Genomic DNA, 20375 nt, shown 5'->3' on the forward strand with positions numbered 1-20375 from the left:
AGTCTTTCTAGATTATGATGGATTCTTCAAAGTATTTCATCGCTAGTTTACACATAGAAAAGAACTGACTAATATCAGTTCTTTCTTCATTATATGAACCCGTCCTCAGACAAGCATGTTGTAAAGTGTTTCATTTCCGTTAAGATTAATGTAACTTGGATCAAATTCAGAAAGACGCTCAAGAAGGCCATCATAATCATTCTTATCACTAAGAGCTATACCAATGAGAACTGGACCTTTCCCTTTATTGGCACGTTTGATGTACTCAAAACGAGTAATGTCATCATTTGGCCCTAAGATATCATTTACAAACTCACGAAGGGCTCCTGGACGTTGTGGGAAATTAACCACAAAATAGTGCTTGATCCCATCATAGATAAGGGCACGTTCTTCCATCTCTGGCATACGGTTGATATCATTATTACCGCCTGAAATGATGCAAACGATAGTTTTTCCTTTAATTTCATCTTTAATCACTTCAAGTGCCGCAACTGATGCTGCCCCTGCAGGTTCTGCGATAGTACCAACCTTCGAGTACATATCAATTAAGGTTTCTGAGATTAATCCTTCATCAACTCCCAAGAGACGATCTACATATTTATGAGCAACTTCGTAAGTTTTTGCACCTACCTTTTGGACAGCAATCCCATCTGCAAACTTATCAATCTTTTCAAGTTTTACAGGATAACCACGGTCAAAGGCTGCACGCATACTACGAGCGCCACTAGCCTCAACACCTACAACCTCTATAGAGGGTGCCACATCCTTGATATAGGTAGCCACACCAGAGATGAGTCCACCCCCACCTACCGGCACTAAGATACTATCAAAGGAAACACCTTCCTCTTGAGCTTGCTCATAAATTTCATAAGCAACAGTTCCTTGACCCGCTTGGACATTATAATCATCGAATGGATCAATGAAAGTCATCCCTTCCGACTTCGTATACTCTTGTGCCGCCTTAGCGGATTCATCAAAGGTATCTCCAACCAATTTAATTGTTACAAACTTGCCACCAAAGAAACGTACTTGACCAATTTTTTGGAGAGGAGTTGTTACTGGCATAAAGATAGTTGCAGGAATCTTCATTTCATTACAAGTATAAGCAACACCTTGGGCATGGTTTCCGGCTGATGCACAGACCACACCATGTTCCTTATCTTCATCACTTAACTGATGGATTGCATAGTAGGCACCACGTAATTTAAAGGAACGTACCTTTTGCATATTTTCTTTTTTAATATAAATAGTCGCTCCATATTTTTCAGATAAGTAGCGATCAAAATCTAGTGGGGTACGCTCCACCACGTTTTTTAAGACTTCATTAGCCTTTACGATATCATTTGCAGTAATCATTGGCTCTCCTTTGACACAAAATTCAAACTATTTCTATTGTATCACAATTTTCAGAAAAATAGCAGTCTATCAGCAGTCTATCAAAAGAAAACTCCCTGTTCATACAAAAAGTTTTACCTATAATTTATTCTATTTTGACATCAAGAAATTATGAAGAACTGTCACCTCTGCTAGGACTATAGCTGTAAGTATAGCAACAACACGATCTCCCCACTTATGAGATTTTGCTGTTTTATCAATGTAGCCTTAAGATTTTTAGTTGATCTTTTATCATCTGCTTGCATCTTTATCTTACTGGCAAGGTTAAGATCTTAACTACCATTGTAGGTCTTCTCTGACGAAGGTATATTGACAAGATCTTGACGACTGCTACGCATATAGCTGACATCCATTGTGATGCTGTCAATCATCTCAACAATATTTCTGATTGTTGTTGCAGCATACAAGCCCCCTCCGTATCCCTCAAGATAGGTACTGCTAATTTTTCGATAGGAACCTCTGAGGTAGCTACTACCATAGAGTGAGATTCCGAGCTAGCTGTTTCTGAATATCTTTCATAATTACTAAAGAGTGATGCTACTTCTGTGATTGTTTTAAAAGTACTTGGTAAAAATTCTGAGACCCGTGAAATTTCAGAAAGACGATTCCAACTATTGATGTTTTCTGGTACTCCTCCAAAGATCATTTCCTCTGAAGTGCTTGCCTGGCTCTCTAATTCTGTCAAATAAACTGCTGGTTCTTCAACTACTTCTGATTCTGAAGTTGGCGCTTCTAATGATGCTGTTGTAGTTTCTGACACTTCTGACAAGGCGACTGAAACAGATATACTTGCGGCCTCCGAAATTAAAATATTGATTGAATCTGATACTACTGAACCTTGATCCGTATTAGACGCTGAGTTATCACCTTTCTTATCATGCAAGATCTCTGATAGAGTTAGTTTAGGAACTCAAATGACAAGTACCGGTTAATCATTTTCATCTGTTTCAAGCCTTGCTTGTGCCTTTCTCATACTCGAATTTGCCTAGTTATCTGGTGACGTCAAGTAGAGTTGATCTACAATTTTAACAGCCTCTTGAGCTGTTTTCCCTGATAGGCTAAGACGAACTGTGAGATTTTCTTGAGCATACGGTGTTTTATTTGTCCACCTCCCCCTCTTCATTATGCCAGCTCACATTGATGCCGATTATGTTAATCATTTGAACAATTTGAACAGTTGATAAGCCTTTCCCAGACTTGACAAATATCCAAACTTGATCACCTGTCACACCTAGAGCATCCTTAGAAAGGATTTCACCAGTAGCATTCTTAGTAGATACAGACCGATTACTGTTAGTCACACCCTCACTACGGAGAAGATTTTCATAAGCAGTGATAAACTGTTGGTAGTTGTAAAGCTTACGGATAGTATACTTAGCTACACTAAGGTATGGAGTTTGGTAATAGGCAACTTTGAAAGACGTTAAGAGCTGCAATGGACATGTGATAACCACCAACTGCAACTACTGTCGCATTTACCAGAAAAGTCACGTCGGCTTGTAATGGCTTGCTCGCAAAAACATTTTTACCAACACTGTTAGTTGCTTTTCCAGCAAAAACAGTATAGTCAATCCCTGATTCTTCCATGTAAGCACCAACGATAAGTGATTCAGTTTTGTTGCGTACCATATCAATACGTGCTTTCAAATCACCGTAGGCAACCTGCATACGACCTGGAATAACTAATAACTGGTTTTATTACTTCTGAATTGACCACATTACCTGCCTTAGCAGCTTGATTCATCCCTAGGATACCACCGGCTACAAACAACACTGATAATAATTTAGTTGACGCTACTTTCTTTCATATATCTACCTATCCCTCTAAAAAAGTTTAAATCACCTCAGCGTTTCAAATTATTACTATTTGTATTTGCATGCTGTAAACTCGAGTTATTTTTTTGTAAAACAAGGTAATTTCCGGAAATCCCCATAAACGGTAATTTTTTCATCTTGAATAGTCTGTTTTTTCAGAAATTAGATATCCAGTTATCTAATTCTATCTAGAATGATAAAAATAAACAGTAAATGATGACATTTCAGCTCTTAAACTCCTAAATTTGATGAGAATAAAAAACATCTCCCATGCAAAGTGAGAAATGATTTGTTTATCTATGTTTAGTATCCAAGATGACAGTAACAGGGCCATCATTGACCAGACTAACCTGCATATCTGCACCAAAGCGTCCTCTTTCTACAGGAACGTAACTTGACAAGGATTGGTTGAAATCGTCATAGAACTGGCTGGCCGTGTCAGGCTTTGCAGCTCCCGTAAATGCCGGTCGATTCCCTTTTTTCGTATCTGCAAAAAGCGTAAACTGAGAAATCGATAAAATCTGACCGCCAATATCCTTAATAGAGAGATTCATCTTGCCATCTTCATCTGAAAAAATGCGCATATTGATAATCTTACGAACCGCATAGTCAAGATCCTCTTTAGTGTCTTCTGGGCCAACTCCAACCAAGAGCAAAAGCCCTTGCTTAATAGCACCGACCGTACTATCCTCGATAGCTACAGAAGCACTTTGCACGCGCTGAATCACAATCTTCATAGCAGCAACTCCTTAACCATTAGTACGTTTAACACTATAAACATCTGGAATAATTTTAATCTTATCCACAAGGCCAGTCAATTCAATAAGGTTAGCAATTTCAAAGCTAACGTGAATATTGGCAAACTTCATATCCTTAGTTGGTTGTGCATTAACCGAAGCAATGCTCTTGGTTGTATTTGACAAGATTTGAAGAACATCGTTCAAAAGACCCGAACGATTAAGCCCATAGATATCAATTTCAGCTAAGTAAGATTTATTGGTATTGCGTTCATCCCACTCAACTTCAATTAAACGTTGCTCATAACCTTCTTGATTCTTGATATTATTACAATCTGAGCGATGAATAGCTATTCCACGTCCCTTAGTGATATAACCATCAATCTCATCTCCAGGTACTGGGTTACAACACTTAGCGATACGCATAAGGAGACCTGAGGCACCTTGAATGATAACCCCATTTTCACTTTTAACCTTGAGAACATCTTTCTTCTCAGTCTTGACTTCGCCACCATTCATTAGTTCTTCAGCTTCAGCTTTCGCCTTAGCACGCTCTTCCTCACGGCGTTCTTTTTCTGTCAGACGGTTGAAAACCGCAGCGGCACTAATTTCACCAAAACCAACAGCAGCATAGAGAGCTTCCTCACTACGCACATTCATACGAGGAAGGATCTCCTCTATATGTTTCTTGTCTAGGTACTTGTTGGCAATATAGCCATGCTCTTGGAAATAGGCTATCAAAAGCTCACGACCCTTGGTGATTGAAGCTTCCTTGTCTTGATTCTTAAAGAATTGACGAATTTTATTTCTGGCCTTAGTCGTTTTGACCATCTTAATCCAGTCACGACTAGGGCCAAAGGAATTAGCATTGGTAACAATCTCAACCACATCACCCGTCTTGAGTTTGGCAGTCAGAGGCACCATACGACCATTAACCTTGGCACCTGTGGCTTTCTCGCCGACTTGGGTATGGATGGCATAGGCAAAGTCAATAGGACCTGAATCTTTAGGCAATTCCTGAACATCACCTTTTGGTGTAAAGACATAAATTCGCTCTGAGAAGATATCCTCTTTTACAGAGTCAACAAATCCCTTAGCATCCCCGTTTGAGGCATCTTGGAGTTCCACAAGATCTTTAATCCAATTCATTCCCAAAGCAGACTCTTTCGAATCGACCTTGCCCTTGATACCTTTCTTGTAAGCCCAGTGAGCTGCAACCCCGTATTCGGCAACTTGGTGCATATCCTTGGTACGGATTTGGATTTCAATAGGCCCTTTGGGACCATAAACCGTCGTATGGATAGACTGATAACCATTGGATTTAGGATTGGCAATATAGTCTTTGAAACGTCCAGGCATAGGACGCCAGAGCTCGTGGATGTATCCCAACATAGCATAAACGTCACTATGCGTCTCCATGACACAACGAATAGCAATCAAATCATAAATCTGATCAAAGCGTTTCTTCTTGTCACGCATCTTACGAAAAATAGAGTAGATGTGTTTTGGACGGCCATAAACATCACCGACAAGCCCTTGTTCAGCTGTATATGTCTTAATTTTATCGACAATCTCGTCCACAAGTGCCTCACGCTCGCGGCGTTTTTCCTTCATCATGTGGGAAATCTTATAAAATTCTACCTCGTTAAGGTAACGGAAAGCCGTGTCTTCCAATTCCCATTTGATACGGCTGATACCCAAACGGTGGGCCAAAGGAGCGTAAATTTCCATCGTTTCACGAGAAATGCGCTCCTGCTTATCCTTACGAAGATGCTTGAGAGTACGCATATTGTGCAAACGGTCTGCCAACTTAACCAAGATTACTCGGATATCCTTAGACATGGCCATAAGCATCTTACGGTGATTTTCAGCCAACTGCTCCTCGTGAGACTTATATTCAACCTTACCAAGCTTGGTAACACCGTCTACGATATTGCGTACATCCGTACCAAAATCCGCTTCTAAATCATCTAGCGTCTTTTCCGTGTCTTCAACGACATCATGCAAGAAACCACAGGCCACTGTTACTGCATCAAGATGGAGATCTGCCAAAATACCTGCCACTTGAATAGGGTGGATTATATAAGGTTCTCCTGACTGACGAAATTGCTCACTATGAGCATCTGTCGCATAATGCCAGGCCTTTTCGACTAATTTCAAATCATCTGCTGACATATATACCGAGCAAACGTCTAAAATTTCTTCTCCTGTTACATTTTTATTTTTAGCCATGATTTCTTCCTTCGCTTCTTTATAATTAACCTTTATTTTATCACTTTTGTAAGTAAAGAAAAAGAGCTAGATAAGCAATTATTAACTGGGAGGAGTCAACTTGAAAAACACAACATCTTGTGTTAGAATGGTTGAACAAACACAAGATATAGATAGAAAGAGGACACTCATGTCTCAACTCACCTTCGTATATATTAGCCTGAGCGGTAACACCCAAAGCTTTGTAAAACGTATGTCTGATTATCTCTCCCTAAATCATGGGATTAATTGCCGCCAAATCAATATTAAAGAGCTTAATCATGAAACCTTCCAAGTGGATGAACCGTTTGTTGCAATCTTACCAACCTACCTTGAAGGTGGGAATGGTGTTGACAATGGAGATGTCGAAATCCTAACTAATCCACTGGGAGACTTTATCGCAGCCCATGACAACCACAAACGTTGCTTTGGTATCATCGGTTCTGGGAATCGCAACTTCAATAACCAATACTGCCTAACTGCTAAACAGTACAGCCAGCGTTTTGGCTTCCCAATGTTGGGAGACTTTGAACTACGTGGTACACAGTCCGATATTGAGCGTCTAGCACCTATTATCCTAGAAGCACAAAAGAACTTTATCCAACTGTAAAACTAGAGCAAAAAAGCCCTGACATGGGCTTTTTCTCTTGCTTAATTTTTTTCGTATTTCTTGATTCCAAAGAAACCAGCCAAGGTCACAAGAACCAGACCAGCTAAAGTTGCTGACATGGATTCATCCGAACCTGTATTTGGCAAAGTCTCAGCAGAACTTGAAACTTGAGTTTCTTGGATTTGAGCTTGAGGCAAGATGATTACCTGAGAATTTGACAACTGAATAGCTGTAGCTGGTTTAACCAAGCTAGACCCTTCGATAACCTTTGGTGTCACGCGCTTAGTTTGATCCACTGTCTCAGCATCTTTTGATAACTTCTCAGATTCTTTATTAGCCATATCCTCGACTTGATTTGCTTTTTCCTTAACAATCAAACGGTACTCCGCAAATCCTGCCTGTGTTGATGCCCCTACATAACTAATAGCATCCTGATTAGCAAGGTGGGCACGTGCATTGTCCGATGAGGCAAAACGGATATCCGCATTTGCAATGTTTGGAAGGAAACTCCAATTCCCATCGGCACTCGGATTAATCGTTTTCTCACTGACAATATAGTCAATGATGGCCTGACGATTTTCAAGATTGAGAAGACGTTTTTCTACGGCATCCTTAACACCAGGGAAATTACCAGTCGCACGGTAGTTATTGGTTACGACAAGGAAGGTTTGATTCAAATCAATTGGTTGACCTTGATAAGCTAAATCACGGACACGACTGGCATCTGGGTTAACCAACTTACCTTCATGGTCATACTTGTTAGGTTGCGTTAAATCGAACTTGTAAGTCAACCCATCAATCACATCGTAATTATATGAGCGATAGCTACTGTTAATGAGTTGTTGGGGTTCTTTGCTGTTAGGGTCAATTTGATTGAACTGTCCTGCAGACATTTCCAACCATTCTTTAATCTGCGCACCAGTCACCTTGAGAAGGGCAGTGACATTATCATAGAGGTAGAGGTCTGCGACATTCTTAATGGCTAATGGACCTGCTGGAATGTCAGTGTAGTAACTTGCATCCCCACGAGTCCCTGCCTTGAAAGGTGCAGCTGCTGAAAGGATTGGTAGATTTTCATCTGCTGTTCCCGCTACTTGTTTTTTGGCATACCACAATTGCGCATTGTTTACGATTTGAATAGATGGATCGTCCTGAACTTGAGCAAAATAGCTAGTGATTGGGGCAGTGGTCTCACCAACCTCCTTACGAACATAGTTGATTGTCCCATTGTGGTCATGAGCAGCCATGTCAATTAGAGCTTTATCCGCAATATCTGACTTAGTATCAATTTTTTCAAGCTTGGCCTTACTGTTGACAACTTTCCATTTGCCATCCGTATAAGTCAACTTGACATCCATGATACCGAGATGATCTCCGAACTTACCAGCCATAACTACAGGTTTCCCATTGATGAGACCATTGACATCATCTACACCAGGATATTTGGCATAAAAACTTGTACCATCACCATTTGGGAAATCCGCATGAGAATGCCCTGTCGCAACAGCATCAACACCTTCGATACCAGCAATTTGGTAACCTTCATTTTCCTCGTTCTTAGTATATTCATTGTCGCCAATACCAGAATGAGCAGCAACAAGAATAAAATCAGCCCCAGCAGCCTTCGTTTGAGGAACAATAGTCTTAACAGCCTCCATTGGATCGTCGACAGTTACCTTACCTTCAAGATTGGCCTTATCCCAAACCAAAATCTGCGTTGGAAGGACACCAGTAATACCGATTTTTAGCGTTACCTGTTTGCCATCCGTATCGGTAAAGGTCTTATTAACAATCTTATAGGGATTGTAATAGTAGTCACCTGTCTGAGCATTGCGCACATTAGCATTGATAATGTTAATCTTAGCGGTCTTAACCATGCGATCCAAAAATTCGAGGCCATAGTTAAACTCGTGATTTCCAAGCGTTTCAGCATCGTAACCAAGCATCTCAAAAGCCTTGTACATAGGGTGAGTCTCACCTTGGGCAACAGGATCAATCAAGGCCTTATAAGTTCCAAAAGGAGTTCCTTGAATCGTATCCCCACTGTCCACCAAGACCGTATTGGGATTGGTTTCACGGGCTTTTTTGATAAGGACAGCAGTTTTGGACAGACCAACGGCTTGAGACGGCTTATCTTGATAATAGTCATAGTTAACCAAGTTGGTGTGAATATCTGTTGTTGACAAAATCTGCATATCAACAGCCTGTCCCTCATGAGCAGGTTCAGTAACGGTTTCAGGCTGTACTGGCACTGCTGGTGTCACTTGATTGGCATTAGTCAAAATAGCACTAGCTTCTTGACTTGCTTGGGCTGTTGAGCTAGAAGATGATGCTTCTACAGACGCATTTGTCGCTACTGGTGTTGGTGTAGCAGATACAGTCTCTGTTCCTCCTTGAACAGCTGTCCCCGAAGTTTCTTGTCCTGATACGATAGTAGCTCCACTATCTGTCACAGTTTCAGTTGAGGTAGTTGGAACTGGTGCCGTTGCCTCATCAGCATGCCCCACAACTTGTGGCACAGTCAAGAGAGCAAAAAGGCCCAAAACAACAGCGGATTGAGTCACATAACGATTCGTTTTCATTAAAATTAAAATTCTTCCTCTTTTATAAAGATAATACAATTATATTAAACCGAAATAAGAATATCAACTTTTTTTAGAATTGCTCGATTTGTCATACAAAACCAATGACATGATTCAATCTTAGCTTAAAAGTGTCAAACACAAAAAAAGTTGGAACAAAGCCAACTTTCTCTTAATTATTCAATTCTAGGGCATAACTCACACTGCTCAAAGCATAGAGGGGAGCTGTTTCCGTCCGCATAATACGCGGTCCAAGACCAATTTTAACGCCACCAGCTTCTTCAAATGCATCAATCTCAGACGGAGAAATACCACCTTCTGGTCCAAAGATAAAGAGAAGCTTCTGTCCATTTTCCACCTTAGCCAACTCACGAGCTAGAGTGGACAACTCACCGGCTTTAGCTGTTTCCTCATAGGCAATAAAAATCTTATCAAAATGAGCTAATTCTGATAGAAATTCTCCCTTCTTCTCGAACAATCTGACTTCTGGAACACAATTACGCTTGGATTGTTCTGCAGCTCCTAGAGCAATTTTGGCAAGTTTATCTTCCTTCTTGGCAAGCTTCTTACCATCCCATTTAACTACAGACCAGTCGGCAGGGAAGCCCCAAATAGCCTGAGCTCCAAGCTCTGTTGCCTTTTGTGTCACCAGTTCCAGCTTGTCTCCCTTGGGAAAACCAGAAGCAATGGTTACAGATACAGGCATCTCGACAGTCTCATTTAAGTCTTCAATCACTTCAAAGACATGATTCTCACAATCAATCACATGAGCAAGGCGCTTGACACCGTCTTCAAAAACCAAGACAACCTGATCATCCTCTGTTAAACGCATAACGTTAAACATATGCTTCACAGTATCCTTGTCTTTGATGATCACTGGATTTTCAACCTGCCCCTTTATAAAATACTGTTGCATTTATCCTCCAATCACACCTGAAATATCATCCGTCTTCTTGAAGACACAAGCATTCCACTCTCCCTGAACCATGTGAGTTTCCAGAAGGAAACCAGCTTTCTCAGCCGATTCACGCACCATATCCCATTTTTCAGAGATAATCCCTGACATAATCAAATAACCTTCGTCCTTAACCAAATGATAGGCGTCTTTCGTCAGGTGGATGAGAATATCCGCCAAAATATTAGCCACGATAACATCAGCTTCTTGAGTCACACCCTTCAAAAGATCTCCCGTAGCAACGTGGATATTTTCCATACCAGGATTCATGTCGATATTTTCCTGTGCGACTCGAACCGCCACATCATCAAGGTCATAAGCATAGATTTCCTTGGCTCCAAGAAGAGAGCTAGCAATCGAGAGAACTCCCGAACCAGTTCCCACATCAATCACCGTCTCACCACCACGAAGCACCTGTTCGAGTGCAAAAAGGCTCATCTTAGTCGTTGGATGTGTTCCTGTCCCAAAGGCCATACCAGGATCCAACTTAATGATTTTTTCCCCCTCTGATGCCTCATAATCCGTCCATGACGGTACGATGGTCAAATCATGGGTAATTCGTGCTGGTTCATAGTATTTTTTCCAATTCTCAGCCCAATCTTCTTCAACCAATTCTTGAGTAGCCAAGTGAATATCTCCCGTTTCAAGACCAAAATCCGTCAACTCAGCCAAACGCTCATTAACCTGCTTAGTAATGGCCTCGATATCTGCTGATTCCGGATAATAAGCCGTAATTTTAACCGTTTCAACCTGCTCAACCTCAGGATAAAGTTCCCCAAAACGGTCCGCATTTTCCAAATAATCTGCACTATCATCAATAGCCACACCTTGACTACCAGATTCAATTAAAATATTAGAAGCCGCCTCTTCGACCTCACGATTAACTTCAATCGTTAATTCTTGCCATTTGTTCATTAATTATCTATTTCCTTTCCTACTAAATAGTCTTTAAAACGTTCTTGCAACCGGGGAATGACACCTTCTGCTTTTATAAAATTCTCTATAGGCATCAATTTAAATTCCTGCCCTTCATCTCCAAAACGAATCTCTTGATACTGCTTCTGACTAATTTGGGCAACCACAAAAACAGCTAACCTATCTTTATCCAAGATACTAGGGTAGATTCGCGACCAAATAATCGATTCCTCTTTCAAAGTCAAGCCCAGCTCCTCCCAGACTTCACGTTGAAGACACTCAAGTGGCGTTTCTATGCCCTCTCTTCCACCACCTGGTAATTCCCACATATTTGGCCAAGGAATATATGTCTTATTATCTCTAAGAACGACCAGAATACTTTTCTCTACGAGTAAGGCAACCTTAACACCTGTAAAATCTAACTGATCCTTTAGATAAGCATCCATCCCTTTTCGCTCCCTTTAATACCTTGGATAAGCAAAAAACACTTTCTCTTCAAGTTGAGCTTTCCTTTTTTCGAAAGCTTCTTTGTCCCAAACCAAACCGAATTCCTCAGGTCCATCATCAGATAGAAAATCCATCAAGTCACTCAACCCTTCCGTTGCCACCTCATTTAAGGTTTCTGCAAAATAAGCTAAAAACTCACGAGACAGACCTTTTTTAGGTTCATATGGGATTGTTACTAAGTAGTCCTCCTCATCAAATCTCGATTTTGCTGGATTGTAAAAGAGCACGTAATCTTCAAAAATAACATCTTCATCAGACACTTCACCCTTATCATCAATAGTCTCCACATTACCACTGTTTTGCGCTTCTAGGATGAACGTCACCTCCACAGCGTGATTCTTTTTATCCCAGTCCATCGCAAAATCATAATCCAGGTGCTTATCTAATTCTTCTTCTAATACTGACAAAAAGCCAAACTTAGCCATTTGTTTTCCTCGCTCTTTCTTATTATTCCCTTTATTTTAGCATAAAAGAAGCCAATAAAAAACAGAGTAGGCTATTCCACTCTGTTCTAGTTCATTATTTAGCATTTTCAACCGCTGCTGTTACAAAAGCACTGTAAAGTTCTTCAGCATGGTTTGGACGGCTATGGTATTCTGGGTGGTATTGCGCTGCAACAAAGAATTTCTTATCTGGGAGTTCTACGACTTCCATCAAACGATTATCTGGTGACACGCCTGAGAATACAAAGCCCTCAGCCTCGAACTGCTCACGGAACTTAGTATTAAATTCATAACGGTGACGGTGACGACGTTGCACTACCTCTTGGTTGCCGTAAGCGGCTGCTGCCTTAGAACCTGGTTTCAACTTACATGGGTAAAGGCCAAGACGAAGAGTACCACCCATATCTTCAATATCAATTTGATCACGCATAATATCAATAATTGGGTATTGAGTTTCTGGATCAAGCTCAGTTGAATTAGCGCCATCCAAGTGAAGAACGTGGCGAGCAAATTCAATACATGTCAATTGCATACCGAGGCAGACACCCAACATCGGCACATCATTTTCACGTGCATAACGAATAGCTTGAATCTTGCCCTCTGTACCACGTTGACCAAAACCACCAGGAACGATAATACCATCAGCATCAGCCAAGCGAGAAGCAACATTTTCAGCAGTCAAATCATTAGTATTAACCCAGTCAATATCAATGGCAGTATCATTTGCCAAACCTGAGTGTTTAAGCGCCTCAACCACTGACAAATAAGCATCGTGAAGCTCCACATATTTCCCAACAAGAGCAATTTTAGTTGTTTTCTTAAGGTTAAGTACCTTATCAACCATAGCAGACCATTCTGTCATATCTGCAGCTGGTGCATTCAGCTTCAAATGATCACAAACGATTTGATCCATACCCTGAGCCTGCATATTAAGTGGCACTTGATAGATATGTTCCACATCTAGTGATTCAATAACAGCCTCAGGTGCTACATCACAAAACTGAGCCAACTTATTCTTGATTCCTTGCCCAGCAGGTTCCTCTGTACGAATAACCAACATTTTGGGTTGAATACCTAAACCACGCAATTCCTTAACAGAGTGTTGCGTTGGTTTTGTCTTCATTTCCCCAGCAGCCTTCAAGTATGGAAGAAGCGTTGTGTGGATATACATAACATTATCAGAGCCCACATCAGCCTTCATTTGACGAAGAGCTTCTAAGAATGGAAGACTTTCAATATCACCAACAGTCCCACCAACTTCAGTGATAACAACATCTGAATCAGTCGTTGTCGCCGCACGCTTAATCTTGTCTTTCAAAGCATCTGTGATATGCGGAATTACCTGAACAGTCGCACCTAAATACTCCCCTTTACGTTCTTTACGTAAAACTTCACTATAAATCTTACCAGTAGTAACGTTAGAGTATTTGTTAAGGTTAATATCGATAAAACGTTCGTAGTGGCCAAGGTCAAGGTCCGTTTCAGCACCATCATCAGTGACATAAACTTCACCATGTTGGTAAGGACTCATCGTTCCTGGATCAATATTGATGTAAGGGTCAAATTTTTGAATGGTAACCTTAAGCCCACGATTCTTAAGCAAACGTCCAAGACTCGCAGCTACGATCCCTTTACCAATTGAAGATACCACACCACCAGTGACGAAAATATATTTTGTCATGTTAACTCCTTATAAAATAATACAAAACAATGAAAAAAGCAGATTGATTACCGTATTCGATAATCAAAATTGTCCTTTACCAGTATACAACATGAGTGCTATTTAGTAACTCAATAGCAACAAAACCAGTAGATGACTGAAAACAAAAATGACCCCAAGAGTTTTACTCTGGGAGCCTTAATCATGGCCTCTTTAAAAGAGGTGCCCGATAAATAGTCTAAACTATCCAAAACCATTTGTCAATGAAAACTTAGTCGTTTGTCTCATCTTCATAGTCATCATCGTCATCTTCTTCAGACAACCCAGCATCATCTAAATCGTCATCTGGAATAATTTCATTCAACTCAGAATCATAAGATTCCACTTCGGCTTTCTCATCATCTTCGTTATCATTGTCATATTCAAGAATAGCAGAAGAAGGTGTAAAGTTCTCATCTTCTGGATCATCATCATTATAGTCGATGGCATCTTCATCACCATCCATGAAGGCATTAACTTTCTTGTTTTTACGTTTTGGTGCATTTTCATCAATATCTTCCAATGTGATAACCTCTTCATCGATTTCATCAATAGCATACCATGAACGCAAGCCCCATTTGTTATCACCTAGTGGAATGAAACTTCCATCCGTATTCAAATCTGAATAAAAGAATGGCAACGCACTACGGATATCGGCATCCGATTTTTCTAAGTAATTTTGAATTTCATTGACTAAATCGTTGAAATACATTTCTTTATCACGACCACGTGTTTCTAAGATAGCACGGGCCACTTCAATCATTGATAATTCACTTTTTTCTTGTCCAGCAAATACGTCTAGTTCCAAAGCGGTTCTCCTTCATTATTACTCAAGCTAATTCCTACTAGAAAATAACTCAGCAATCAAATTTCGCTATCCTCTATTTACGCTAAAAAGAGTCAATAGTCAAAGTATTTATAGAATAAAAAATCAAGTCTCAACAGAAACTTGATTTTAGACATATTATTTAACTTTTGCTGAACTTGTAATAACTTCAACAGCTTTCTTCATAGCAATATCATGTTTAAGCATTTCAGGTGAAAGAAGTGCAGAAACTTGTGATACTTCCATATTGTACTCAGCTGCAAGGTCATTGATTTCTTTTTGGATTTCTTCGTCTGTAGCGTCAAATCCTTCCGCAGCAGCAACAGCTTCGATAACAAGGTTAGTTTTCACACGTTTATCAGAATCAGCTTCATATTGTTTACGAAGATCTTCTTGGGTTGTACCAGTAATTTGGAAGTACATTTCAGGAGAAATACCTTGACGTTGCAAGTTACCCATGAATTCGTTCATAGCACGGTCAACTTCATTTTCAACCATTTCTGCTGGCAATTCAACGATTTCAGCGTTTTCAACAGCCAAATCAAGTGCAGCACCTTCAACAGCATCATCAAATGCAATTTCTTTAGCTGCTTCAAGTTCTTTACGATATTTAGCTTTCAACTCATCAAGAGTTTCAACTTCGTCATCAAGGTCTTTAGCCAACTCATCATCAAGAGCAGGAACTTCTTTAGCTTTAACTTCGTTAACTTTAGTAACAAATACAGCAGCTTTACCTGCAAGATCAGTAGCTTGATAGTCTTCTGGGAAAGTTACTTTAACTTCTACTTCATCACCAGATTTTGCTCCAACCAATTGGTCTTCGAAACCTGGGATAAATTGACCTGAACCAAGTTCAAGAGAGTGGTTTTCACCTTTACCACCGTCAAATTCAACACCGTCTACTGAACCAACGAAGTCAATAACCACAGTATCTCCATATTCAGCTGCACCGTCTTTAACAATCAATTCAGCCAAGTTTTTACGTTCATTTTCAAGCTTAGCATCAACTTCTTCGTCAGTAACTTCTTTTGAAACTTCTACTGAAACTTCAAGATCTTTATATGCTCCAAGTTTTACTTCTGGTTTTGTAACAACTTCTGCAGTAAGTGTCCAATCTTGACCTTTTCCAATTGATTTTACATCAATTTTTGGTTGTGCAACAACATCAAGACCAAGTTCAGCAATCGCTGCTTCATAAGCTGCTGGAAGTATTGCATTCAAAGCATCATCGTAAAGAGCTTCTTCACCAAATTTTTGGTTAAATACGGCACGAGGAATGTGTCCTTTACGGAAACCTGGTACGTTCAAATTCTTTTTAACCTTGTTAAACGCTTGATCCAAAGCTGGTTGAATTTTATCTTGACCGATAGTAAATGTCACCACACCACGGTTTGTGGCTGTGTTTTCAAATGATACAGACATGTAGTCATTCTCCTTAAAATTTTTTATAGATACAGTTTAGTTTACCATATTTCAAAGTCTTTTGAAAGTTTTTTTCTCCAATTTAATAACAAGAAAAATGTTATAGACTGTTTCTTTTTACAAATTTTGATAAACTAGAGATATGAATATTTTACAAAAATATATACAGCAATTTAATTTCGAAGAAAGCCTAATGCTACTTATTTCGAAAGGGATTAAACTTCTCATTCTCCTCATCATCTTTCTGCATAGTAAAAAGATTATCAACTTTCTGTTTAAACATACTATCGGACGTTCACTATCATGGACCATTCAAACATCCGCCCGTAAAAAAACTATTGAACACCTACTGCACAATTGCATGAACTATATCCTTTACTTTTTCCTTGTATACTGGCTTCTAAGTATTTTGGGTGTTCCCGTATCTAGCCTTCTAGCTGGAGCCGGACTTGCCGGTGTTGCCCTTGGTCTAGGAGCTCAAGGATTCCTATCTGACGTCGTTAATGGTTTTTTCATCTTATTAGAAGATCAATTTGAAGTTGGTGATTCTGTTGAGGTAGGAACCATTACAGGTCTTGTTTCTACTATGGGTATCCGCACTACTCAGATTCGAGGCTTTGATGGAACACTTCATTTTATACCTAATCGTAATATCACAATCGTTTCCAATAAATCTCGTGGAGATATGAGAGCTCAAATTGATATCCCAGTCTATACTTCTACCGATATCAATAAAGTAACAAGCATTATTCAACAAGTTAATAAAGACAACATTGAAAATTATCCTGAAATTATTGGGAGTCCCAATATCATCGGATTAACTTCAAAACCTTCCGGACAACTGGTTTTTCGTGTTGACATTTTTACAAAAAATGGACAACAAGTCCATATCTATGCAGAATTCTTAAAACTTTACTATGAAGCTCTAATTAAAGAAAAGGTTGACCTTCCAAGAATTACTGGAAACACAATAGAGGCAAAATAAACAAACTCATCTTATAATGAGAGTCACTAATAAATAAATTAACTGATACGAATAATGTCCATAACTATTGAATAAAACAAACTAGAGAATAATTTCAACTCAGTTTTCTTCATTACATGGATCAAAGTCAACCATCCAAAATCTTAACTCTCGTATCATCTTTTTCCTTCCCCTAAAGCATTCACCACCCAACAATCGATCTAACTTAAGAGAATCCTCCGATGATAACTGCTCACGAAAAGCATTAAGCTGTTCATCATAAGCAAGTCTATCAACCATATCTAGCTCCTTATTGGGAATACAAAAGGCAATATCTGAAATTTCAACATAGCACTGTCTATTAGCTTGACGTTTTACTGACTCCTGCCGCCTCACTTCATCATTCAGTCGATTCCTAAACTTAGTTTTAAAGTAACGACGTAACTTATCATTATCTTTCTCTAAATCAGGAAACTTTTTTAAAAGCTGATACAAAGTCATCATCGCTTCTTGCTCCATGTCAGCTTGATCCCAAAGCTGAATAAAGTATTTCCTAAAAGCCTTAAGTACAATTGGCCTTACCTTTTCATATGCCTTAACAAAAACTTCTTGTTCCATTGAACCTCCAATAATAAATATAAATTTTGTAATTAGATAATTACAGACCTATTATAAAAGAATGTAGAAAAATAAAATAGAGACATATATGTCACTATAAATAACTTGACTAAAACAATTAAATAAGCGAGATAGAGTCAAAACCACCCACGAGAACAGGTGGTTCGTTCTTCAGCTAAAAGGCACCGCTAACGATGGACGCCTAAAGATCTAACGAATCGTTTCCCTTCATCTCACCTTTTCTCGTTAACCCGACTAACTACTCTCAATATCAACAAAAACATAAAAACTAAATTTACAATACTCATATTTATACTTTAAATTAGCGTTTCCGATAAATATTATTAAGCTACTCTTACCCTTTAAATATCCCATAAATGAAGAAACAATTAGTTTATATAATTTACTCACCAACATCTGAATATGATCTGGGCAAGCTTCTACTTCATGTATTTCATCATAATCGTAAGATTTGACCTATACTTGTTTTGTATTTTCCATAAATTTAGCTGTCGTCGATATTTTAGTGCAAACACAATATGATACTTATAACTCCTTGTAGTATGTACTAAACTATTATTATCCTGTCTCATAAAGGATTTTCTTTAGTATATTAGTTAGTGATCACGAAAACTTATCTAATATAACACTTTAGAGAGATATTTTTAATATATCGCTAAAAGCTTTTCAGAACCACTAGCACAGCTAGAGGAATTCGAGGATCTATAATTTCTGTAGATGGTAAAACCACTGTAGAGATTATAGAGCTTTTTTAATGTACCCAAAAACTCTCATAAGAACTATAATGAAAAGCAACTTAACCATTATTAGGAAGAACTCATGAGATCTATTAAGAATACCACAGAATTGCAGATACTAACATCATTATTTCTCTTGTATTTGAAAAAGTTACTTTAATCGAGGTTTAAACAAAACTAGAACACCAACACTACTACGTGCTTAAAAAGCCTTGCTTCTAGTGTAAAGGGTGTAAGAAAGACATTATTTCAGATCTAGTTCGACAAAAAGTTAAAAAATGCCTTACTAAAAAGGGTTTCATTTATCCATCTTAAACTTGATCAGTTTACTTTCAAGTAACATAAAGAGCAAGTCCCAGCTATTAAGTTCTAAGATGAATAAGATACAGTTTCTTACGATGAATATGACAGAAGCCTATATGCCACTAGCTCGAAAACTTTTTATCAAACCTTAAGCGCAAATAAAGCCGTTGAAAAGACACATCTAGATATTAGCTTTTCGGGCTCTATAATTTCTGTAGTGGGTAAATCCACCATGGAAATTATGGAGCCTTTTTGAGTATATACAAAAAGTCCCATATGACCTATAATGAAAAGTTCTCAAACTATCATTTTAGAAAGACTCATATGGCATAACTAAATCTTATCACAAATTTTCTCAGAATTAAAGACAAAATATCACTATCACTGATGAATATGATATGGGAACTCACTTAGAACTCCACGGTCACTTGGATTACACAGCCCCTAAATGCCCAAAATGCAAGGGACAAATGGCTAAGTACGGCTACCAGAAAACTTCTAAAATCCCCTACTTAGAAACTGCTGGCTACCCTTTACTTATCCGTCTTCGAAAGCGTCGTTTCAAGTGTAAAGATTGCGGAAAAATGGCGGTCGCTGAAACTCCTCTTGTCAAGAAAAACCACCAAATCTCTGTCGCTGTTAACCAGAAAATCGCACAATTACTCATCGAAAATCAAGCAATGAAACATATTGCACACAGGCTATCAATTTCAACATCGTCAGTTATGAGAAAGCTAAATGAGTTCAAGTTTGAAACGGATTGGAATACCCTACCTGAGGTGATGAGTTGGGACGAGTATGCCTTCAAGAAGGGGAAAATGAGCTTCATCGCTCAAGATTTCAACTCCCTAAATGTCATCGTCATTCTCGACGGAAGAACTCAAGCAACCATCCGAAACCACTTTCTACGCTATCCTAGAAAGGTTAGAAATCGGGTCAAAGTGATTACCATGGATATGTTTAGTCCCTATTATCAACTTACTAAACAGCTTTTTCCGAATGCAAAAATTGTACTCGATCGCTTTCATATCGTGCAACACCTTAGTCGTGATATGAACCGTGTCCGTATTCAAATTATGAATCAATTCGACAGAAAATCGCAGGAATACCGAGCCTTGAAACGTTACTGGAAATTGATACAACAAGATAGCCGTAAACTCAGCGATAAACGATTTTATCGTCCTATGTTTCGAATGCATTTGACTAACAAGGAAATCCTAGAAAAACTCCTATCCTACTCAGATGAACTCAGACAGCACTATGAACTCTATCAATTTCTCTTGTTCCATTTCCAAGAGAAAAACTCAGATCATTTCTTCAGTCTCATCGAACAGGAAATAGCCACTGTTAATCCTATAAGAAAGAGAGGACGAACTTCGTCCTCTCTAGGTGTTAGCTTTTAATCTACCCACTATAGTTGACAAAGAGCCACTTTTCGTCATCAACTACAGTTAACAAATAACACAAAAAAGCTAGACAATGTCTAGCTTAAAAAATTATACTCCGCCAGTAGGACTCGAACCTACGACATCATGATTAACAGTCATGCGCTACTACCAACTGAGCTATGGCGGAT

17 protein-coding genes, 1 tRNA gene and 2 pseudogenes are annotated in these 20375 nt (G+C 39.0%); 3 read left to right on the forward strand and 17 right to left on the reverse strand.

All coding sequences use genetic code 11. From position 1 onward, the window contains the following. Window positions 1–105: 105 nt before the first annotated feature. From ilvA to NSQ85_RS00355, 6 genes are all read right to left on the reverse strand, one after another. A complete protein-coding gene (ilvA, locus tag NSQ85_RS00330; RefSeq protein WP_179972544.1) occupies window positions 106–1356 on the reverse strand; it encodes a threonine ammonia-lyase IlvA in 1251 nt (416 codons plus the stop codon). Window positions 1357–1762: 406 nt separating this feature from the next. Then, window positions 1763–2278, reverse strand: a complete 516-nt coding sequence (locus NSQ85_RS00335; RefSeq protein WP_232086935.1) for a hypothetical protein — start codon at window positions 2276–2278, stop codon at window positions 1763–1765. A gap of 214 nt (window positions 2279–2492) precedes the next feature. Beyond that, window positions 2493–2831, reverse strand: coding sequence for a glycoside hydrolase family 66 protein (locus NSQ85_RS00340; protein WP_269473100.1), 339 nt, complete (start codon window positions 2829–2831; stop codon window positions 2493–2495). Further along, the gene (locus NSQ85_RS00345; RefSeq protein ID WP_179972543.1) at window positions 2779–3063 is read right to left on the reverse strand and encodes a glycoside hydrolase family 66 protein; all 285 of its coding nucleotides are present in this window, start codon (window positions 3061–3063) and stop codon (window positions 2779–2781) included. The genes NSQ85_RS00340 and NSQ85_RS00345 overlap by 53 nt, the downstream gene beginning before the upstream one ends. A 440-nt stretch (window positions 3064–3503) precedes the next feature. Then, window positions 3504–3947, reverse strand: a complete 444-nt coding sequence (gene dtd, locus NSQ85_RS00350) for a D-aminoacyl-tRNA deacylase (RefSeq protein ID WP_179974177.1) — start codon at window positions 3945–3947, stop codon at window positions 3504–3506. Between the two features lie 12 nt (window positions 3948–3959). Continuing rightward, a complete protein-coding gene (locus NSQ85_RS00355) occupies window positions 3960–6179 on the reverse strand; it encodes a RelA/SpoT family protein (protein WP_011680659.1) in 2220 nt (739 codons plus the stop codon). 169 nt (window positions 6180–6348) lie between these two features. On the opposite strand from NSQ85_RS00355, the gene nrdI reads away from it, so the two are divergent. After that, a complete protein-coding gene (gene nrdI / locus NSQ85_RS00360) occupies window positions 6349–6807 on the forward strand; it encodes a class Ib ribonucleoside-diphosphate reductase assembly flavoprotein NrdI (RefSeq protein ID WP_179974175.1) in 459 nt (152 codons plus the stop codon). Window positions 6808–6848: 41 nt separating this feature from the next. Here the strand turns inward: nrdI and NSQ85_RS00365 are convergent, their stop codons facing one another. The 8 genes from NSQ85_RS00365 to tig all read right to left on the reverse strand — a co-directional run bounded on the left by NSQ85_RS00365 (window position 6849) and on the right by tig (window position 16156). Then, window positions 6849–9389: a bifunctional 2',3'-cyclic-nucleotide 2'-phosphodiesterase/3'-nucleotidase gene (locus NSQ85_RS00365; RefSeq protein WP_179974174.1), complete on the reverse strand. Its 2541-nt coding sequence runs from the start codon at window positions 9387–9389 to the stop codon at window positions 6849–6851. A 172-nt stretch (window positions 9390–9561) separates the two neighbouring features. Next, on the reverse strand, window positions 9562–10305 hold the full coding sequence (locus tag NSQ85_RS00370; RefSeq protein ID WP_179974173.1) for a 16S rRNA (uracil(1498)-N(3))-methyltransferase: 744 nt from the start codon (window positions 10303–10305) through the stop codon (window positions 9562–9564). After that, complete coding sequence (gene prmA, locus NSQ85_RS00375) at window positions 10306–11259, reverse strand: 50S ribosomal protein L11 methyltransferase (RefSeq protein WP_179972538.1); 954 nt, start codon at window positions 11257–11259, stop codon at window positions 10306–10308. Beyond that, window positions 11259–11705 carry an NUDIX hydrolase gene (locus tag NSQ85_RS00380; protein ID WP_179974172.1) on the reverse strand — a complete coding sequence of 149 codons (447 nt, stop codon included), beginning with the start codon at window positions 11703–11705 and terminating at the stop codon, window positions 11259–11261. Before NSQ85_RS00380 ends, prmA begins: the two co-directional genes overlap by 1 nt. 15 nt (window positions 11706–11720) lie before the next feature. Continuing rightward, the gene (locus NSQ85_RS00385) at window positions 11721–12191 is read right to left on the reverse strand and encodes a DUF3013 family protein (RefSeq protein WP_179974171.1); all 471 of its coding nucleotides are present in this window, start codon (window positions 12189–12191) and stop codon (window positions 11721–11723) included. Between the two features lie 94 nt (window positions 12192–12285). Next, on the reverse strand, window positions 12286–13890 hold the full coding sequence (locus tag NSQ85_RS00390; protein ID WP_179974170.1) for a CTP synthase: 1605 nt from the start codon (window positions 13888–13890) through the stop codon (window positions 12286–12288). Window positions 13891–14140: 250 nt separating this feature from the next. Beyond that, window positions 14141–14716 (reverse strand): DNA-directed RNA polymerase subunit delta, encoded by a 576-nt coding sequence (gene rpoE / locus NSQ85_RS00395; RefSeq protein ID WP_179972534.1) that lies wholly within the window; start codon window positions 14714–14716, stop codon window positions 14141–14143. A gap of 156 nt (window positions 14717–14872) precedes the next feature. Further along, window positions 14873–16156 (reverse strand): trigger factor, encoded by a 1284-nt coding sequence (gene tig, locus NSQ85_RS00400; protein WP_179972533.1) that lies wholly within the window; start codon window positions 16154–16156, stop codon window positions 14873–14875. A gap of 142 nt (window positions 16157–16298) precedes the next feature. Here tig and NSQ85_RS00405 point away from each other — a divergent pair, with 142 nt between their 5' ends. Then, window positions 16299–17141, forward strand: a complete 843-nt coding sequence (locus NSQ85_RS00405; RefSeq protein WP_340780890.1) for a mechanosensitive ion channel family protein — start codon at window positions 16299–16301, stop codon at window positions 17139–17141. A gap of 99 nt (window positions 17142–17240) precedes the next feature. Here the strand turns inward: NSQ85_RS00405 and NSQ85_RS00410 are convergent, their stop codons facing one another. After that, on the reverse strand, window positions 17241–17738 hold the full coding sequence (locus NSQ85_RS00410) for a sigma-70 family RNA polymerase sigma factor (RefSeq protein WP_179974167.1): 498 nt from the start codon (window positions 17736–17738) through the stop codon (window positions 17241–17243). Window positions 17739–18029: 291 nt separating this feature from the next. Next, window positions 18030–18331, reverse strand: a pseudogene (gene tnpA, locus NSQ85_RS00415) (IS200/IS605 family transposase); the annotation flags it as partial. 810 nt (window positions 18332–19141) lie between these two features. On the opposite strand from tnpA, the pseudogene NSQ85_RS00420 reads away from it, so the two are divergent. Continuing rightward, window positions 19142–20157 (forward strand): annotated as a pseudogene (locus tag NSQ85_RS00420) (ISL3 family transposase); the annotation flags it as partial. 143 nt (window positions 20158–20300) lie between these two features. Here NSQ85_RS00420 and NSQ85_RS00425 read toward each other — a convergent pair. Continuing rightward, a tRNA-Asn gene (locus tag NSQ85_RS00425) sits at window positions 20301–20374 on the reverse strand. Window position 20375 lies beyond the last annotated feature (1 nt).

Source organism: Streptococcus sp. FSL L8-0526, from assembly GCF_038007145.1.
In the GTDB taxonomy this organism is placed as follows: Bacteria; Bacillota; Bacilli; order Lactobacillales; family Streptococcaceae; genus Streptococcus; species Streptococcus thermophilus.